The organism is Pseudomonas sp. SW-3 (assembly GCF_016615645.1).
In the GTDB taxonomy this organism is placed as follows: Bacteria; Pseudomonadota; Gammaproteobacteria; order Pseudomonadales; family Pseudomonadaceae; genus Aquipseudomonas; species Aquipseudomonas mandelii.
On the sequence record NZ_CP067098.1, the window covers coordinates 5972501 to 5988234 of the forward strand.

The 15734-nt window shown below is 59.7% G+C and carries 14 protein-coding genes; 4 read left to right on the forward strand and 10 right to left on the reverse strand.

Going from position 1 to position 15734, the window contains the following annotated elements:
* On the reverse strand, positions 1–555 hold the full coding sequence (locus tag JIO00_RS27130; protein ID WP_077747279.1) for a DUF2780 domain-containing protein: 555 nt from the start codon (positions 553–555) through the stop codon (positions 1–3).
* Positions 556–876: 321 nt separating this feature from the next.
* Here JIO00_RS27130 and JIO00_RS27135 point away from each other — a divergent pair, with 321 nt between their 5' ends.
* Together JIO00_RS27135 and JIO00_RS27140 are read left to right on the forward strand one after the other, a co-directional pair.
* Entirely contained in the window at positions 877–1089 is a 213-nt protein-coding gene (locus tag JIO00_RS27135; protein ID WP_200667207.1) for a cold-shock protein, read from the forward strand.
* Positions 1090–1557: 468 nt separating this feature from the next.
* Positions 1558–1947 carry a DUF3757 domain-containing protein gene (locus JIO00_RS27140; RefSeq protein WP_200667209.1) on the forward strand — a complete coding sequence of 130 codons (390 nt, stop codon included), beginning with the start codon at positions 1558–1560 and terminating at the stop codon, positions 1945–1947.
* A gap of 65 nt (positions 1948–2012) precedes the next feature.
* On the opposite strand, the gene fdhA is transcribed toward JIO00_RS27140, so the two are convergent.
* From fdhA to JIO00_RS27180, 8 genes are all read right to left on the reverse strand, one after another.
* Positions 2013–3212: a formaldehyde dehydrogenase, glutathione-independent gene (gene fdhA / locus JIO00_RS27145; RefSeq protein WP_077747277.1), complete on the reverse strand. Its 1200-nt coding sequence runs from the start codon at positions 3210–3212 to the stop codon at positions 2013–2015.
* A gap of 205 nt (positions 3213–3417) precedes the next feature.
* Entirely contained in the window at positions 3418–4275 is an 858-nt protein-coding gene (gene purU, locus JIO00_RS27150) for a formyltetrahydrofolate deformylase (RefSeq protein ID WP_010467046.1), read from the reverse strand.
* Positions 4276–4422: 147 nt separating this feature from the next.
* Positions 4423–5055 carry a sarcosine oxidase subunit gamma gene (locus JIO00_RS27155; RefSeq protein ID WP_010467044.1) on the reverse strand — a complete coding sequence of 211 codons (633 nt, stop codon included), beginning with the start codon at positions 5053–5055 and terminating at the stop codon, positions 4423–4425.
* Between the two features lie 149 nt (positions 5056–5204).
* Positions 5205–8222 carry a sarcosine oxidase subunit alpha gene (locus JIO00_RS27160; RefSeq protein WP_077747275.1) on the reverse strand — a complete coding sequence of 1006 codons (3018 nt, stop codon included), beginning with the start codon at positions 8220–8222 and terminating at the stop codon, positions 5205–5207.
* Positions 8219–8548, reverse strand: coding sequence for a sarcosine oxidase subunit delta (locus JIO00_RS27165; RefSeq protein WP_010467039.1), 330 nt, complete (start codon positions 8546–8548; stop codon positions 8219–8221). The genes JIO00_RS27160 and JIO00_RS27165 overlap by 4 nt, the downstream gene beginning before the upstream one ends.
* Positions 8549–8562: 14 nt before the next feature.
* Entirely contained in the window at positions 8563–9813 is a 1251-nt protein-coding gene (locus JIO00_RS27170; RefSeq protein WP_007947735.1) for a sarcosine oxidase subunit beta, read from the reverse strand.
* Between the two features lie 23 nt (positions 9814–9836).
* The gene (gene glyA / locus JIO00_RS27175; protein ID WP_145306798.1) at positions 9837–11090 is read right to left on the reverse strand and encodes a serine hydroxymethyltransferase; all 1254 of its coding nucleotides are present in this window, start codon (positions 11088–11090) and stop codon (positions 9837–9839) included.
* A gap of 284 nt (positions 11091–11374) precedes the next feature.
* Positions 11375–12091, reverse strand: a complete 717-nt coding sequence (locus JIO00_RS27180; protein ID WP_083375608.1) for a TraX family protein — start codon at positions 12089–12091, stop codon at positions 11375–11377.
* A 133-nt stretch (positions 12092–12224) separates the two neighbouring features.
* Here JIO00_RS27180 and JIO00_RS27185 point away from each other — a divergent pair, with 133 nt between their 5' ends.
* Positions 12225–13265 (forward strand): threonine aldolase family protein, encoded by a 1041-nt coding sequence (locus tag JIO00_RS27185; RefSeq protein ID WP_010467030.1) that lies wholly within the window; start codon positions 12225–12227, stop codon positions 13263–13265.
* A gap of 255 nt (positions 13266–13520) precedes the next feature.
* A complete protein-coding gene (locus tag JIO00_RS27190) occupies positions 13521–14345 on the forward strand; it encodes an SDR family oxidoreductase (RefSeq protein ID WP_200667211.1) in 825 nt (274 codons plus the stop codon).
* A 137-nt stretch (positions 14346–14482) separates the two neighbouring features.
* Here JIO00_RS27190 and gbcB read toward each other — a convergent pair whose 3' ends face one another.
* Positions 14483–15583 (reverse strand): glycine-betaine demethylase subunit GbcB, encoded by a 1101-nt coding sequence (gbcB, locus tag JIO00_RS27195; RefSeq protein WP_010467027.1) that lies wholly within the window; start codon positions 15581–15583, stop codon positions 14483–14485.
* Positions 15584–15734 lie beyond the last annotated feature (151 nt).

A 15734-nucleotide genomic window follows, 5' to 3' on the forward strand; every position in this document is an offset into this window, starting at 1 on the left:
TCAACTGCCGGTGCCGGCGCCCCAGATCCCGCCCAGGCTTTCCAGCAACGAGCCACCAACGCCCTGCTGACCGAGGTATTGCAACAGCACCGGGGCAAACTGGCCGATCATGCCGCTGTCCATGCCCAACGCGCTGAAAGCGTTGTTCAGATCGTTGGTGTTCTTCACGGCACCCAAGGCATTGTCCAGACCGGCCGCCTTGCCGGAAGACCCAAGCAGGCCGGCCAGCGCACCCAGCTCACCGCCGCCGGACAACTTGTCGATACCCGGAACGCTTTTGGCCAGTTCCGAGTAATCGGTCGAGCTCAACTGATTCTTCGCCAGCCCCAGCATCGCCCCAGTCCCGCCGACGGCCTGTTGAGGTGTCACGTTCAATTCGCTGAGCGCGCTCAACAATCCGGCCGTTTCTGACGTTGGCGCAGCCGCTGCGGCAGCATTACCCCCCTGCATGCTCGAAGCCGCTTTGGTCACATCGTCCAGGCTGAAACCGGCGAAGACCGGGCTGGCCGCGAGGGTCATCAGCGAAGCCAGTGCTAAACCGCGTGAAATCTTCATCCAGACATCCTCTTGCGCCGTGAGAGCCACCCGTGTGTGGGCGGGAAAACTGCCGATTTGACCGGGGTTTGGGGGGTGTTGTTCCTTGCTGGCGCAGGCATTTTTTGCCTTTGGAAGTGCATAGCATGAGATAGACCAGTTAATTGACTGCTATAAGAAACAACCTGACTACATCAAACCGATATAAAAATCTGTCATATCTGACAGTTGCGACCGTTTCGCAGCACAAACTAAGCTGAGTTTGTAACAACAGCAATCGGGAGTGAGTTATTAAATAGCAGCTCGCACCTCTTCGTTTTCGATCTGGTAGGAAGCATTAATATGACTGGCAGAGAAACAGGTATAGTTAAATGGTTTAACGATGAAAAGGGCTTTGGATTTATCACTCCAGATAGTGGAGGAGCGGAACTTTTCGTACACTTCAAAGCAATTGAATCAGACGGCTTTAAAAGTTTGAAAGAGGGACAAGCAGTATCTTACGTTTCAGAAAAAGGGCAAAAAGGTCAACAGGCTGCGCAGGTTCGCACCGAATAAACAAACAATGACCAAAGTCGTTGAAGACTCGACCAGGCCTGCTTCCACCTAGTGGTTAGGGCAGGCCATTCTTATCGGAGACACGGCGATGAGGCGAAAAACAGAAAAGTTCGATACTACAGTCATTAACGAACCTACTTCGTCGCCATCGAAAAGTTTGGAACATATAGAACTGGAGACTCAACCAATTATCTTTTGCATCAACCCGGGCGACCGTCATCCAAAGGTCGGCGATAAGGTGACGTATGACCTAGTCCAAGGCGATAACGGACAGTGGTACGCAAAGAACATCATAGTGGTAAGCGACAAAAAGCCTCATTAAATCTATTTAGTTTTGACCGTAAGTCCAGCTTCTCTTTTGCGTACATACCAACTGAAGCTATTGTTTTTCTTCACTTACGGCAATTAGCTGGCAATAGGTATCAACGCGAGTGTTTATTACGGACAAACAAACGGAGGTTAGACACCATGCAGACAAAGATTATTGCCAGCGTTTTAGCAATCCTGACCGTGAGTAACTATACCTACGCAGATACTTGCCCTGAACCCTCATCTATTTACAAAACAAAGAGTGGCTTTGAAGCCAAGGACAAATCCGGCCATATCTGGAAAGGAGAAGATCCGGGACAACCGGTCGATGTTAAGACTCTGGTTTTTGAAGATGCGGCGTATATCACTGAAGACGAAACCGAAAACGGGCCAGTGAAAGTCAGTCAGTTGAGTTGCCGCTACCAAAATCTGGCCTTGTTTCTAGACAATGTAGTCAACTGGAAAGCCGGGGCGCCTGCGAATTGGGACGAATCGAATCGCTGTTATTCTAAACCCAACAATGACTGCTCATTCTCTTTGAGCAATTAGGTGTCACCGGACAGCCATAAAAAAGGGCGACATCACTGTCGCCCTTCTCCCGTCTTGCGTAACGCTTACGCCGCACTGAACAACTTATGCGGATCAATCACAAACTTCTTCGGCACGCCCGCATCGAACTCGCCATAACCGCGTGGCGCGTCATCAAGGCTGATGACTTCCACGCCAACGATGTCGGCAATGTGAATGCGGTCCCACATGATCGCCTGCATCAGCTGGCGGTTGTACTTCATCACGGGCGTCTGGCCGGTGTGGAAGCTGTGGGATTTGGCCCAGCCCAGGCCGAAGCGGATGCTGAGGCTGCCCATTTTTGCGGCAGCATCGACGGCACCTGGATCTTCGGTCACGTACAGGCCCGGGATACCGATTTTGCCGGCAACCCGTACCACGCCCATCAGCGAGTTGAGCACGGTGGCCGGGGCCTCGTGTTTCACGCCGTCATGGCCGTGGCCGCGCGCTTCGAAGCCTACGGCGTCGACGGCGCAATCCACTTCTGGTTCGCCCAGCAGTGCAGCGATTTGTTCGTGCAGCGGGGTGTCCAGGGACAGGTCGGCGATTTCGAAACCCTGGGCCTTGGCGTGTGCCAGGCGGACGGTGTTGACGTCACCAACAATCACCACCGCCGCGCCCAGCAGGCGGGCGGACGCGGCAGCGGCCAGACCGACAGGGCCGGCGCCAGCGATGTACACGGTGCTGCCTGGGCCAACGCCAGCGGTGACTGCGCCGTGGTAACCGGTCGGCAGGATGTCGGAGAGGCAGGTCAGGTCGCGGATTTTTTCCATCGCGCGATCACGATCAGGCAGTTTCAACAGGTTGAAGTCGGCATACGGCACCATCGCGTACTCAGCCTGGCCGCCGGTCCAGTCGCCCATGTCGACATAACCGTAAGCACCGCCCGGACGCGCCGGGTTAACGCTCAGGCAAACACCGGTATGCATTTCCTTGCAGGAACGGCAGCGCCCGCAAGCCACGTTGAACGGTACGGAGACCAAATCGCCGATCTGCAGGTTTTCGACGTCGCTGCCCTTCTCGATCACTTCGCCAGTGATTTCGTGGCCCAGCACCAGGCCGGTCTGAGCAGTGGTACGGCCGCGCACCATGTGCTGGTCGGAACCACAGATGTTGGTGGAAACCACACGCAGGATGACGGCGTGGTTAATCTTCCTGCCGCGCGGGTCCTGCATTTTCGGATAGTCGATTTTTTGCACCTCGACCTTGCCATTGCCGAGATACACCACACCACGATTGCCAGACATGCTTTCACCTCGCTGTTGTTTTTATGTAGCGGTCGCGTCGCCATGAAGCGGCGGCGCGTTGATTGCTCTGGTTGTTGCCTATGTGTCTTGTGTTGCCTGATAGGGCCTCTTCGCGAGCAGGCTCGCTCCCACATTTGATCGGGGGTGTACACACGTCTGTGACCAACACAAAACCGGTGGGAGCGAGCCTGCTCGCGAAAGCGAACTAGAGAACGACCGTGCGATTGGCGTTGAGAAACACTCGTCGTTCAATGTGATACCCGACGGCCCGCGCCAGGGTCAGCCCTTCGATATCCCGACCTTTGGCGATCAAGTCTTCCGGGTAGTGACTGTGGTCCACCGCCTCTACGCCCTGGGCGATGATCGGCCCTTCGTCCAGGTCGTTGTTGATGTAGTGCGCCGTGGCGCCGACCAGTTTCACGCCCTTGTTGTAGGCCTGGTGATAAGGCTTGGCGCCCTTGAAACCCGGCAGCAGGGAGTGATGGATGTTGATCGCCTTGCCGTCGAGTTTGCGGCACAGCTCGGGCGACAGGACTTGCATATAGCGGGCAAGGATCACCAGTTCAGCGCCGGACTCTTCGATCACCTGCCACACCTGACGCTCTTGCGACGGCTTGTCGTTCGGGTCCAGCGGGAAGTGGTAATACGGAATCTGATGCCAGTCGGCCAACGGTTTGAGGTCCGGGTGGTTGGACACCACGGCGGCCACGTCCATCGACAATTGGCCAATGCGTTGGCGGTAGAGCAAATCGTTGAGGCAGTGATCGGCCTTGGAGACCATGATCACCACTTTTGGCCGGTAGTTCGGTGGTGTCAGCTCGAAGACCATCCCGAAGGCTTTGCCACGCTCTTCCAGTCCGGCGCGGAAGGCTTGCTCGTCGAAGCCATCGGGCTGGCGGAATTCCACGCGAATGAAGAAACGGCCCGAGAGCCGATCATCGAAGGAATGGTGCTCGGTGACGTAGCAGCCCTGCTCGAACAGAAAGCGGGTCACCGCGTCCACGGTGCCGAGGACGCTTGGGCAGTCGGCGGTCAGAATCCATGTGTCTGGGGCGCGGCTCATAGTGTGGTGACTCCTGAGAGTTCGGGGAACAAAACATTCTCCTGTGGGAGCGAGCCTGCTCGCGAAGAGGGCGTGTCAGTCGACATCAATGTCGCTGAGATACCGCCTTCGCGAGCAGGCTCGCTCCCACAGGTGATCGCCTCCTGATCAGGCCTGAACGCTCAGGCCGTATTCCGCCGCTGCATCCTGCAACCACAACCACCAGTAATCCGAGAAGCTGCGACGGATCAGCAGTTCCCAGGTGTCTTCGGCGGTGTGGCGGATCACCAGTTGCGACTTGGCAAACACGGTGCCGACGGCCTTGCCCACCGGGAAGCTGTTGGGGTGCACGTCGTAGCTGGTGGATTTCATCAGCACCTGGCGCACGTTCGGGCCGCTCAGTTCGAGGATCTGCTGGCCACCGCTGACGTTGGTGATCGCGATGTGCAGGTCGCCCAGCGCTTCACGCAGTTTTTGCTCGGCCGCGAATTCTTCGCCGGTCGGCACGATCAGCAGCCATTCATCCGGCCCCATCCATTGCAGGCTGGTTTCGCCTTTGACGACGACGGTCAGCGCGGCCGGCAGTTCGATCCCGAGGGCCTTGTGCACGCCAGCGGCGAACGCCGCATCGTGGCCATCACCACGAATGGTCAGGTGGCCGAGGAGTTTTTTCTCACGCACGATCACGCCGGCGCTTTTACGGCCCTTGCCCACCAGGCTGGCGAGGTCGGCATGATGCAGCGACGACTCGGCCTTGGCCCCGGTGGTTGGGCGTTGTTGGTACACATTGGCTGCGGTCATAAAGCACCTTTCCTGAATTCTGTTGGTTCCTGTGGTGGCTGCACTGCCGTCATCGCCAGCGGGCTAGCTCCCACATTTGACCGCGATCTCCTGTGGGAGCGAGCCTGCTCGCGAAGGCGGTAGCAGGCACCCCACAGGACCCGAAGCCATTAGATGTTCTGGCGATCACCCTTTGGATCGAAGAACACCGAAGAAACGATTTCCGCCTCGATCACGCTGCCATCGGCCAGCGGTGCGAACACGCGCTCACCGATGCGCTTCAAACCGCCCTTCACCACGCCCATGGCAAACGAATAGCCCAGGGAGTTGTGCAGGTAGCTGGAAGTGACGTGACCGACCATCGTCATCGGGATCGTCTGCTTGGTGTTGAACACCAGTTGCGCACCTTCCGGCAGCCATTTGGTCGGGTCGATCGGTTTCAGGCCCACCAACTGTTTGCGTTGATCACGCACGCAGTCTTCGCGGTTCATGCCACGCTGGCCAATCCACGAGAACGGTTTGGTGCGACCGACACACCAGCCCATGTTCAGGTCGTCCGGGGTCATCGAGCCGTCGGTGTCCTGACCGACGATGATGAAGCCCTTCTCGGCCCGCAGGATGTGCATGGTTTCGGTGCCATACGGGGTCAGGTTGTACTGCTTGCCAGCCTCGACGATTTTCTCGAGCACGCCCATCGCATAGTCGGCTTGCACGTTGACTTCGTACGACAGCTCACCGGTAAACGAAATCCGGAAAATCCGCGCCGGCACACCGCCGACCAACGCTTCTTTCCAGGTCATGAACGGGAAGGCTTCGTTGCTCAGGTCGGCGTCGGTCACTTCGCTGAGCAGCTTGCGGCTGTTCGGCCCGGACAGGGTCATGGTTGCCCAATGATCCGTCACGGACGTGAAGTACACCTTCAGGTCTGGCCATTCGGTCTGGTGGTAGATTTCCAGCCATTGCAGCACGCGTGCAGCGCCACCGGTGGTGGTGGTCATCACGAAGTGGTTATCGGCCAGGCATGCAGTCACGCCGTCGTCAAACACCATGCCGTCTTCTTTGCACATCAGGCCGTAACGGGCCTTGCCCACGTCGAGCTTGGTCCAGGCGTTGGTGTAGATGCGGTTCAGGAACTCGCGGGTGTCCGGGCCCTGGATGTCGATCTTGCCCAGGGTCGAAGCGTCCAGCAGGCCGACGCTGTCGCGCACGGCTTTGCATTCGCGTTTAACGGCAGCGTGAATGTCTTCACCGTTTTTCGGGAAGTACCAAGGACGCTTCCACTGACCGACGTCTTCAAACTCGGCGCCGTTTTTCACGTGCCAGTGATGCAGCGCGGTGTGACGCACCGGTTCGAAGATGTGCCCACAGTGACGACCGGCCACGGCGCCGAAGGTTACCGGCGTGTAGTTCGGGCGGAACATGGTGGTGCCCATCTGCGGGATGGTCACGTTCAGCGAACGGGCGGCGATGGCCAGGCCGTTGACGTTGCCGAGCTTGCCCTGGTCAGTGCCGAAGCCCAGTGCGGTGTAGCGTTTGACGTGCTCGACCGACTCGAAGCCTTCGCGGGTCGCCAGTTCGATGGCGGCGGCGGTGACGTCGTTTTGCAGGTCGACGAATTGCTTCGGTCCGCGTGAGGTGCCTTTTTCGTGCGGCACCTGGAACAGCGCCAGGGTGGGCTCTTCGAGACGGCTCAGGGCTTTCGGCAACGTGCCTTCGACCACACTGAAACCGGCTTCGCTGGCTGCGCGAGCGCCGCCTTCAAAACCATCGGCCAACGAATCGCCGAGGCCATAGACGCCGTTGATGCCACCGACGCACACGCGTTTCTGCGGTGCTTCGCCCGGTACGAAACCGAGGATGTCTTCACGCCAGATCGGTTTGCCACCCAGGTGAGAAGCCAAGTGAACCACCGGGCTGTAACCACCGGAACTGGCGATCAGGTCGCAATCAAGCCACTCGCCAGGGCTGGTCACGGCGTGTGCTTTGACATCGATCGCGGCAACGCGAGCGGCGGTCACGTGCTTGCTGCCACGGGCCTCGATCACGGCGCTGCCGGTCAGGATGCGAATGCCTTTGGCGCGCGCTTCTTCAACCAATGCACCGCGCGGATTGCTGCGGGCGTCGGCGATGGCCACCACTTGCAGGCTGGCATCGAGCCAATCCAGGGCAACGCGGTAGGCGTGATCGTTGTTGGTCGACAGCACCAGTTTCTTGCCCGGTGCCACGCCGTAACGGCGAACGTAAGTCGAGACAGCGCCGGCGAGCATGTTGCCCGGCACGTCGTTGTTGCCGTAGACCAGTGGGCGCTCGTGAGCGCCGGTTGCCAGCACCACACGTTTAGCTCGAACCCGATGGATGCGCTGGCGCACCTGGCCAATCGGAGCGCGGTCGCCGAGGTGATCGGTCAGGCGCTCGTGAATGGTCAGGAAGTTATGGTCGTGGTAACCGTTGACCGTGGCGCGCGGCAACAGCAGCACGTCCGGGGTGTCTTTCAGTTCGGCGATGACGCTGGCGACCCACTCGGCCGCTGGCTTGCCGTCGAGGCTTTCGCGGGAGTCGAGCAGGCTGCCGCCGAACTCTTCCTGTTCATCGGCGAGGATGACACGAGCACCGCTGCGCGCAGCCGCCAGTGCAGCGGCCAGACCTGCGGGGCCACCGCCGACGATCAGCACGTCGCAGTGCTGGTTCATGTAGTCGTAGGTGTCCGGATCGTTCTCGGTCGGCGAGCGGCCAAGGCCGGCGGCCTTACGGATGTACTTCTCGTAAGTCATCCAGAACGATTGCGGGTACATGAAAGTTTTGTAGTAGAAGCCCGGCGGCATCAGCTTGCCGCCGACCTTGCCGAGAATCCCCATCATGTCGTTGTTCACGCTTGGCCAGCCGTTGGTGCTGGTGGCGACCAGACCTTGATACAGCGCTTGTTGCGTGGCACGTACGTTCGGGATCTGCGTGGCTTCGGTCGCGCCGATCTGCAGCACGGCGTTCGGCTCTTCAGCGCCGGCAGCGAAGATGCCGCGCGGACGGGAATACTTGAAGCTGCGACCGATGATGTCGACACCGTTGGCCAGCAGGGCAGCGGCCAGCGAATCGCCTTCAAAGCCTTTGTAGACCTGACCGTTGAAGGTGAAGCTCAGCACTTTGTTGCGGTCGATCCGTCCGCCGTTGGACAGGCGATTGATCTGGCTCATACCTTCTCTCCCAGAGCCGTCGTGGCCGCTTTCGGGCTATCGGTCTTGTCGGTGAACTGCGGCTTGGCGCCGATCTTGTAGGTCTCGAGAATCTCGTAGGTCACGGTGTCGCGGGTCGCGTTGAAATACTGACGGCAACCGGCGACGTGATCCCACAGCTCGTGGTGCAGACCGCGAGGGTTATCGCGGAAGAACATGTAGTCGCCCCACTCCTCGTCGGTGCAGGTGTTCGGATCCAGTGGGCGCGGAATGTGCGCCTGGCCGGATGCGTGGAATTCCTCTTCGGAGCGCAACTCGCCGCAGTGAGGACAGAAGATATGCAACATGGGGATTTCTCCTGTTAGTGGGCAACCGCAGCAGCGCCGTGTTCATCGATCAACGCACCGTTGTGGAAACGGTCGATGGAGAAAGGTGCGGCCAATGGGTGCATTTCACCCTTGGCCAGACTCGCGGCAAACACGTTGCCCGAGCCAGGTGTGGCCTTGAAGCCGCCGGTGCCCCAACCGCAGTTGAAGAACATGTTCGGGACCGGGGTTTTCGAAATGATCGGGCACGCATCCGGTGTGGTGTCGACGATGCCGCCCCACTGCCGGTTCATGCGCACGCGGGACAACACCGGGAACATCTCGACGATGGCCTGGATGGTGTGCTCGATCACCGGGTACGAACCACGCTGGCCGTAGCCGTTGTAGCCATCGATACCGGCGCCGATCACCAGGTCGCCCTTGTCGGACTGGCTGATATAACCGTGTACGGCGTTGGACATGATCACACTGTCGATAATCGGTTTGATCGGCTCGGACACCAGCGCTTGCAGCGGGTGGGATTCGATCGGCAGGCGGAAACCGGCGAGTTTGGCCATGTGCCCGGAGTTACCGGCGGTCACCACACCGACGCGCTTGGCGCCGATGAAGCCTTTGTTGGTTTCAACGCCGATGCACACGCCGTTTTCCTTGCGGAAGCCGATCACTTCGGTCTGCTGGATCAGGTCCACGCCCAAGGCGTCGGCGGCACGGGCAAAGCCCCACGCCACGGCATCGTGACGGGCCACGCCGCCGCGACGCTGGACGGTCGCGCCCATTACCGGGTAGCGGGTGTTCTTCGAGCAGTCGAGGTACGGGATCTCGTCGGCCACTTGCTTGGCATCGAGCAGTTCGCCGTCGACGCCGTTGAGGCGGTTGGCGCTGACCCGACGCTCGGAATCACGGATGTCTTGCAGGGTGTGGCACAGGTTGTAAACGCCGCGCTGGGAGAACATGACGTTGTAGTTCAGATCCTGGGACAGGCCTTCCCACAGTTTCATCGCGTGTTCGTACAGGTGCGCCGACTCGTCCCACAGGTAGTTGGAGCGAACGATGGTGGTGTTGCGCGCGGTGTTACCGCCGCCCAGCCAGCCTTTCTCGACCACGGCCACGTTGGTGATGCCGTGCTCTTTGGCCAGGTAGTAAGCCGTGGCGAGACCATGCCCGCCACCGCCGACGATGACCACGTCGTAGACCTTTTTAGGGGTCGGCGTGCGCCACATTTTCTGCCAGTTTTCGTGATGGCTGAGGGAGTGTTTGAAGAGGCCGAAGCCCGAGTAGCGTTGCATAGTCATTTACTCCAAAACCGCGCTCAGCGATAAACCGGGAAGTCCGCGCACAGGGCCGACACTTGCTGGGCAACATTCGCTTCCACGTCGGCGTCGCCGAGGTTGTCGAGGATGTCGCAGATCCAGCCGGCCAGTTCCACGCACTGGGTCACCTTGAAGCCGCGCGTGGTCACCGCCGGGGTGCCGATGCGCAGGCCGGAGGTCACGAACGGCGACTGTGGATCGTTCGGGACAGCGTTCTTGTTGACGGTGATGTGGGCGCGACCGAGTGCTGCATCCGCCTCTTTGCCGGTGAGGCCCTGACGGATCAGGCTGACCAGGAACAGGTGGTTATCGGTGCCGCCGGACACTACATCGTAGCCGCGTTTGATAAACACGCCGGCCATGGCCTGGGCGTTGTCGATCACTTGTTGCTGGTAAACCTTGAAACCAGGCTCCAGCGCTTCCTTGAAGCACACGGCTTTACCGGCGATGACGTGCATCAGCGGGCCGCCCTGTGCGCCGGGGAATACCGCAGCGTTGAGCTTTTTCTCGATTTCTTCGTTGGACTTGCACAGGATCAGGCCGCCACGCGGACCGCGCAGGGTCTTGTGGGTGGTGGTGGTGACCACGTCGGCGTACGGCAGCGGGTTCGGATACAGGCCAGCGGCGACCAGACCGGCCACGTGGGCCATGTCGACGAACAGCAGCGCACCGACCTTGTCGGCGATCTGACGGAAACGTGGGAAGTCGAGGGTCTTGGAGTAAGCCGAGAAGCCGGCAACGATCATCTTCGGCTGGCATTCGACCGCCAGGCGCTCGACTTCGTCGTAATCGATCAGCCCGGTTTTGGTGTCGATGCCGTACTGCACGGCGTTGTACAGCTTGCCCGAGGACGACACTTTGGCGCCGTGGGTCAGGTGACCACCGTGGGCCAGGCTCATGCCGAGGATGGTGTCGCCCGGCTGGATCAGGGCCAGGTACACAGCACTGTTGGCCGAAGAGCCGGAGTGCGGCTGGACGTTGGCGTAGTCGGCACCGAACAGTTGCTTGGCGCGTTCGATGGCCAGCGCTTCAACTTTATCGACGTGCTCGCAGCCACCGTAGTAGCGCTTGCCCGGATAGCCTTCGGCGTATTTGTTGGTCAGGCCGCTGCCTTGCGCTTCCATGACGCGTTTGCTGGTGTAGTTCTCTGACGCGATCAGCTCGATGTGATCTTCCTGGCGTTGCTCCTCGGCATTCATCGCCGCCAGCAGTGCATCGTCGTAACCCTGGATCTGGTCTTGCTTGCTGAACATCGCGTCTCTCCCAGCGGCATCTATGCGCCATTCGTCTCGGTAAGGCACCGGTGTTTCGACAGTGCCCTTTGATGCGATGGTATGACCGGCGCAGACAGGCCAAATGCCTACGGACGCCACGCAAAGGTGCGTTTACGACATGGCGGGAAATGGCATGCCGAACACACTCCTCAAATCACCAAGGAACCCCTGTAGGAGTGAGCCTGCTCGCGATAGCGGTGGGTCAGGAAACATCAATGCTGGCGGTGACGGCCTCATCGCGAGCAGGCTCACTCCTACAGGGGTCAGGCGATTGCCTGGCGCATTGCGAGCAACAGCAGAAAATGCAGCGGATACAAGGCATACGCCCAACGCCGCATTGGCGGCGGCTGGAAATGCCGGGTATGTCGCAACAGGAACAACCCGAGCAATGGCGCAATCAGACAAGCGGCAATGCCGAGGAAGGCTGCTCGGTTGCCGATCCGCGCGGAGTAAAACAGCACCTCCCATTGATTCGCCGCCAGGCACACCAACCCCGGCAACAGGCTGAAATACCAGGGCCGGCGGATCACCAGCAACGTCGCCAGCGGCAGCAGCACACCGAAGAATCCAAACATCAGCCACTGCGGGAACAGCGCCGCCAGCGCCAGCGCGACCACCGCGAGCAGTCGTGATTGCAGGCGTTGATCCTGCCAGCCGCGGGCCACCAGCAATCCCAGCGCCAGCGTAGGCAACACGTTCAAGGTGTCGGGATCGGGAATGTACATCCGGTAGGGAATTTCGCTCAGGGCGCTGAACAACAGCAACCAGCCCAGGTAACGCCACTGGCCGTCGGTCGTCGTGGCACCAGTGCGCGCAAGGTTGGCCGCCATCGCCAGGCAGAACCACGGAAACGCCAGCCGTCCCGGCACATACAGCAGATCGACGGAGTAACCGACATATCGCAGGTGATCGAGCACCATGCTCAATAGCGCCAGCCACTTGAGCAGATCCAGTGCCCCATCCCTTTGCGTCATGTGCATAATTGCCCGTCGTCTTTGTAGTGTTCTGTCAGACGCATCCCGTGTGCTCGCCGGATGATCTTCGGTAAAGTGCGCACCATCATTGACCACGAGGCGCTTCACCATAAGCGTCTCGACCACGGAAAGCAGGGCCATGACCGATAAGAGCCAACAATTCGCCAGCGACAACTATTCCGGTATCTGCCCTGAAGCCTGGGCTGCCATGGAACAGGCCAACCACGGCCACCAACGCGCTTACGGCGACGATGAATGGACCGCACGCGCGTCCGATGATTTCCGCAAACTGTTCGAAACCGACTGCGAAGTGTTTTTCGCCTTCAACGGCACCGCGGCCAACTCGCTGGCCCTGTCGTCGCTGTGCCAGAGTTACCACAGCGTGATCTGCTCGGAAACCGCCCACGTCGAAACCGACGAGTGCGGCGCGCCGGAATTCTTCTCCAACGGTTCCAAGTTGCTCATTGCCCGCACCGAAAACGGCAAGCTGACCCCGGAATCGATCCGCGAAGTCGCCCTCAAGCGCCAGGACATCCACTACCCGAAACCCCGCGTCGTGACCCTGACCCAGGCCACCGAAGTCGGCAGCGTCTACACCCCGGAAGAAATCCGCGCCATCAGCGCCACCTGCAAAGAGCTGGGCCTGAACCTGCACATGGACGGCGCGCGCTTCTCCAACGCCTGCGCATTCCTCGGCTGCTCCCCGGCCGACCTGACCTGGAAAGCCGGCGTCGATGTGTTGTGCTTCGGCGGCACGAAAAACGGCATGGCGGTGGGTGAAGCGATTCTGTTCTTCAACCACAAACTGGCCGAAGACTTCGACTACCGCTGCAAACAGGCGGGGCAACTGGCCTCGAAAATGCGTTTCCTGTCGGCACCGTGGGTCGGGATTCTGGAAAACGACGCTTGGCTCAAATACGCCCGCCACGCCAACCATTGCGCGCAGCTTCTTGCAGAACTGGTCAGCGATATTCCCGGCGTGGAACTGATGTTCCCGGTACAGGCCAACGGTGTGTTCCTGCAACTGTCGGAGCCGGCCATCGCTGCACTGACGGCCAAGGGCTGGCGTTTCTACACCTTCATCGGCAACGGCGGCGCACGCTTCATGTGCTCGTGGGATACCGAGGAAGAGCGCGTACGTGAATTGGCGGCGGATATTCGCGAAGTCATGTCCCACTAAGCAGCAACCCGATCCCCTGTGGTGAGGGAGCTTGCTCCCGCTCGACGGCGCAGCCGTCGTAGAACCAGCCAATGCGGTCTGCCTGACAGACCGCATTTTCAGTATTCGGGGCCGCTTCGCAGCCCAGCGGGAGCAAGCTCCCTCGCCACAAAACCCCTTTCCCCCTCCCCTGATCACTCACCCTGAAACTCTTGGTCTACATTGATTGGCGAGCCGCTTCTATCCGCTCAGACAATAATAATCAGGAGCGTACGCATGTCCTTACAAGGCAAAACCCTGTTCATTACCGGTGCCAGCCGTGGGATTGGTCGTGAGATCGCGCTGCGAGCTGCGCGGGATGGGGCCAACATTGTGATTGCCGCCAAAAGCGCCGACCCCCACCCCAAACTGCCCGGCACGATTTTCAGCGTGGCCAAGGAAGTTGAAGACGCGGGCGGCAAGGCGCTGGCCTTGCAGGTGGATGTTCGCGATGAACTCGCGGTACGCGAGGCGCTGGCCCAGGCCCACGAACATTTCGGCGCCATTGATGCGCTGATCAACAATGCCGGGGCGATCAAGCTGACCGGCGTTCAACACATCGAGCTCAAGCGCTTCGACCTGATGCACCAGATCAACACCCGCGCCGTGTTGCTGTGCAGCCAGGCTGCCCTGCCCTATCTGAAAAAAACCAGGGGTCACATTCTTAACCTGTCGCCACCGTTAAACCTGGCGACGAAATGGTTCGCCCAATACAGCCCCTACACGGTGACCAAATACGGCATGAGCATGCTGACCCTGGGCATGAGTGAGGAATTTGCCAGTTATGGCATCAGCGTCAATTCGTTGTGGCCGCAGACGATGATTGCGACGGCGGCCATCGAGTTTCAGCTTGGCTCGAGGGAATCCTTCAAACACGCACGAACGCCGGCGATCATGGCCGATGCTGCTTACGCAATTCTGGACAGCAGCGGTCGCAGCATTACCGGGCGGTTGCTGATTGATGAAGAGATTCTGAGTGAGCACTGGGTGACGGATTTTGAACGGTATCGGTTCGCGCCCGACACCACTGACCCGCTGATGCCGGACCTGTTTGTCGACTGAAGAAAATAACCGCTCAGAAAAGATACAAAACCTGTGGGAGCGAGCCTGCTCGCGAAAGCGCCGGATCAGTCAACAACGATGTTGAATGTCCGTATGCCTTCGCGAGCAGGCTCGCTCCCACAAGGGATTGGCGTTGCTTAGAATTCGATGCGCACGTCGCCCTTCGGCACGCTGCAGCACGACAGGATGTAGCCTTCGGCTTCGTCTTCCTCGGTAATCCCGCCGTTGTGGTCCATTTCGACCTCGCCACCCAGCTTCAGCACTTTGCACGTGCCGCAAATGCCCATGCCGCAGGCCTTCGGAATCAGCAAGCCCAGCTTGGCCGCCGCCGCATGCACGGTTTCACCCGGGGCCACGCGAATGCTCTTGCCGGAGGAGATAAATTCGACTTGATGCAGGTCCGCCAGATCGACTTCCGGCGCGTCGGCAGCAATTTCGGCCTGTTCCACCGCATCGGCGCGGGCTTCCGGCGGCGTGGCACCGAAGGATTCCTCGTGGTAACGCGACATGTCGAAACCGGCGGTCTCGAGCATGCGCTTGACCGCGTTCATGTACGGCGTCGGGCCGCAGCAGAACACTTCGCGCTCCATGAAGTCCGGGGCCATCAGTTCGAGCATCTTGTGGTTCAGGTAACCGCGATAACCCGCCCACGGCTCACCCAGACCATGCTTCTCGCAGATCAGGTGAAGGCTGAAGTTATCGATCCGCGACGCCATGTGTTCCAGCTCGCGGTGATAAATGATGTCTTTGGGCGAGCGGGCGCTGTGGATAAACACCATGTCGACGTTGCCGTTGGTGTCGTAGAACCAGCGCGCCATCGACATGACCGGCGTGATGCCGACGCCGCCGCTGAGGTACAACACCTTCGGCGCGGTGAAGTCCATGGCGTTGAACAGCCCGACCGGCCCGTGCACCGCCAGCTCCTGACCTTCATGCAGCGTGTCGTGCAACCAGTTCGAGACTTTGCCGCCCGGTACGCGCTTGATCGTCACCGAAAAGCTGTACGGCACCGATGGCGAGCTGGAAATGGTGTAGGAGCGCATGATCGGCACGCCTTCGATTTCCAGCTCCAGGGTGACGAACTGCCCCGGTTTGAAGAAGAACAGGATCGGCTGGTCGGCCATAAAGCAGAAGGTGCGCACATCCCAGGTTTCCTGGATGACTTTGACGCAACGGACGATGTGTCGACCGTTGGCCCAGGTCTGGGTGGTTACCGGATTCAGGAAGCTGTTGGACATGCTGTTCTCCACCGCCGATGGTCGGCCTTATGTTGGCGATTCTGCGTATAGCGCGAGCCACCCATTTACCTATCTGCGACATTCACATACTTATCGCGACCAGCCCCCAACTACCGGGGGTTGCGCGTCGGGAACAGATTGGGCCATGTCG

Excerpts from the sequence above, each read along its gene's own strand:
- JIO00_RS27130 (WP_077747279.1), bottom strand. The coding sequence starts at position 555 with ATGAAGATTTCACGCGGTTTAGCACTGGCTTCGCTGATGACCCTCGCG.
- JIO00_RS27135 (WP_200667207.1), top strand. The coding sequence starts at position 877 with ATGACTGGCAGAGAAACAGGTATAGTTAAATGGTTTAACGATGAAAAG.
- JIO00_RS27140 (WP_200667209.1), top strand. The coding sequence starts at position 1,558 with ATGCAGACAAAGATTATTGCCAGCGTTTTAGCAATCCTGACCGTGAGT.
- fdhA (WP_077747277.1), bottom strand. The coding sequence starts at position 3,212 with ATGTCTGGCAATCGTGGTGTGGTGTATCTCGGCAATGGCAAGGTCGAG.
- purU (WP_010467046.1), bottom strand. The coding sequence starts at position 4,275 with ATGAGCCGCGCCCCAGACACATGGATTCTGACCGCCGACTGCCCAAGC.
- JIO00_RS27155 (WP_010467044.1), bottom strand. The coding sequence starts at position 5,055 with ATGACCGCAGCCAATGTGTACCAACAACGCCCAACCACCGGGGCCAAG.
- JIO00_RS27160 (WP_077747275.1), bottom strand. The coding sequence starts at position 8,222 with ATGAGCCAGATCAATCGCCTGTCCAACGGCGGACGGATCGACCGCAAC.
- JIO00_RS27165 (WP_010467039.1), bottom strand. The coding sequence starts at position 8,548 with ATGTTGCATATCTTCTGTCCTCACTGCGGCGAGTTGCGCTCCGAAGAG.
- JIO00_RS27170 (WP_007947735.1), bottom strand. The coding sequence starts at position 9,813 with ATGCAACGCTACTCGGGCTTCGGCCTCTTCAAACACTCCCTCAGCCAT.
- glyA (WP_145306798.1), bottom strand. The coding sequence starts at position 11,090 with ATGTTCAGCAAGCAAGACCAGATCCAGGGTTACGACGATGCACTGCTG.
- JIO00_RS27180 (WP_083375608.1), bottom strand. The coding sequence starts at position 12,091 with ATGCACATGACGCAAAGGGATGGGGCACTGGATCTGCTCAAGTGGCTG.
- JIO00_RS27185 (WP_010467030.1), top strand. The coding sequence starts at position 12,225 with ATGACCGATAAGAGCCAACAATTCGCCAGCGACAACTATTCCGGTATC.
- JIO00_RS27190 (WP_200667211.1), top strand. The coding sequence starts at position 13,521 with ATGTCCTTACAAGGCAAAACCCTGTTCATTACCGGTGCCAGCCGTGGG.
- gbcB (WP_010467027.1), bottom strand. The coding sequence starts at position 15,583 with ATGTCCAACAGCTTCCTGAATCCGGTAACCACCCAGACCTGGGCCAAC.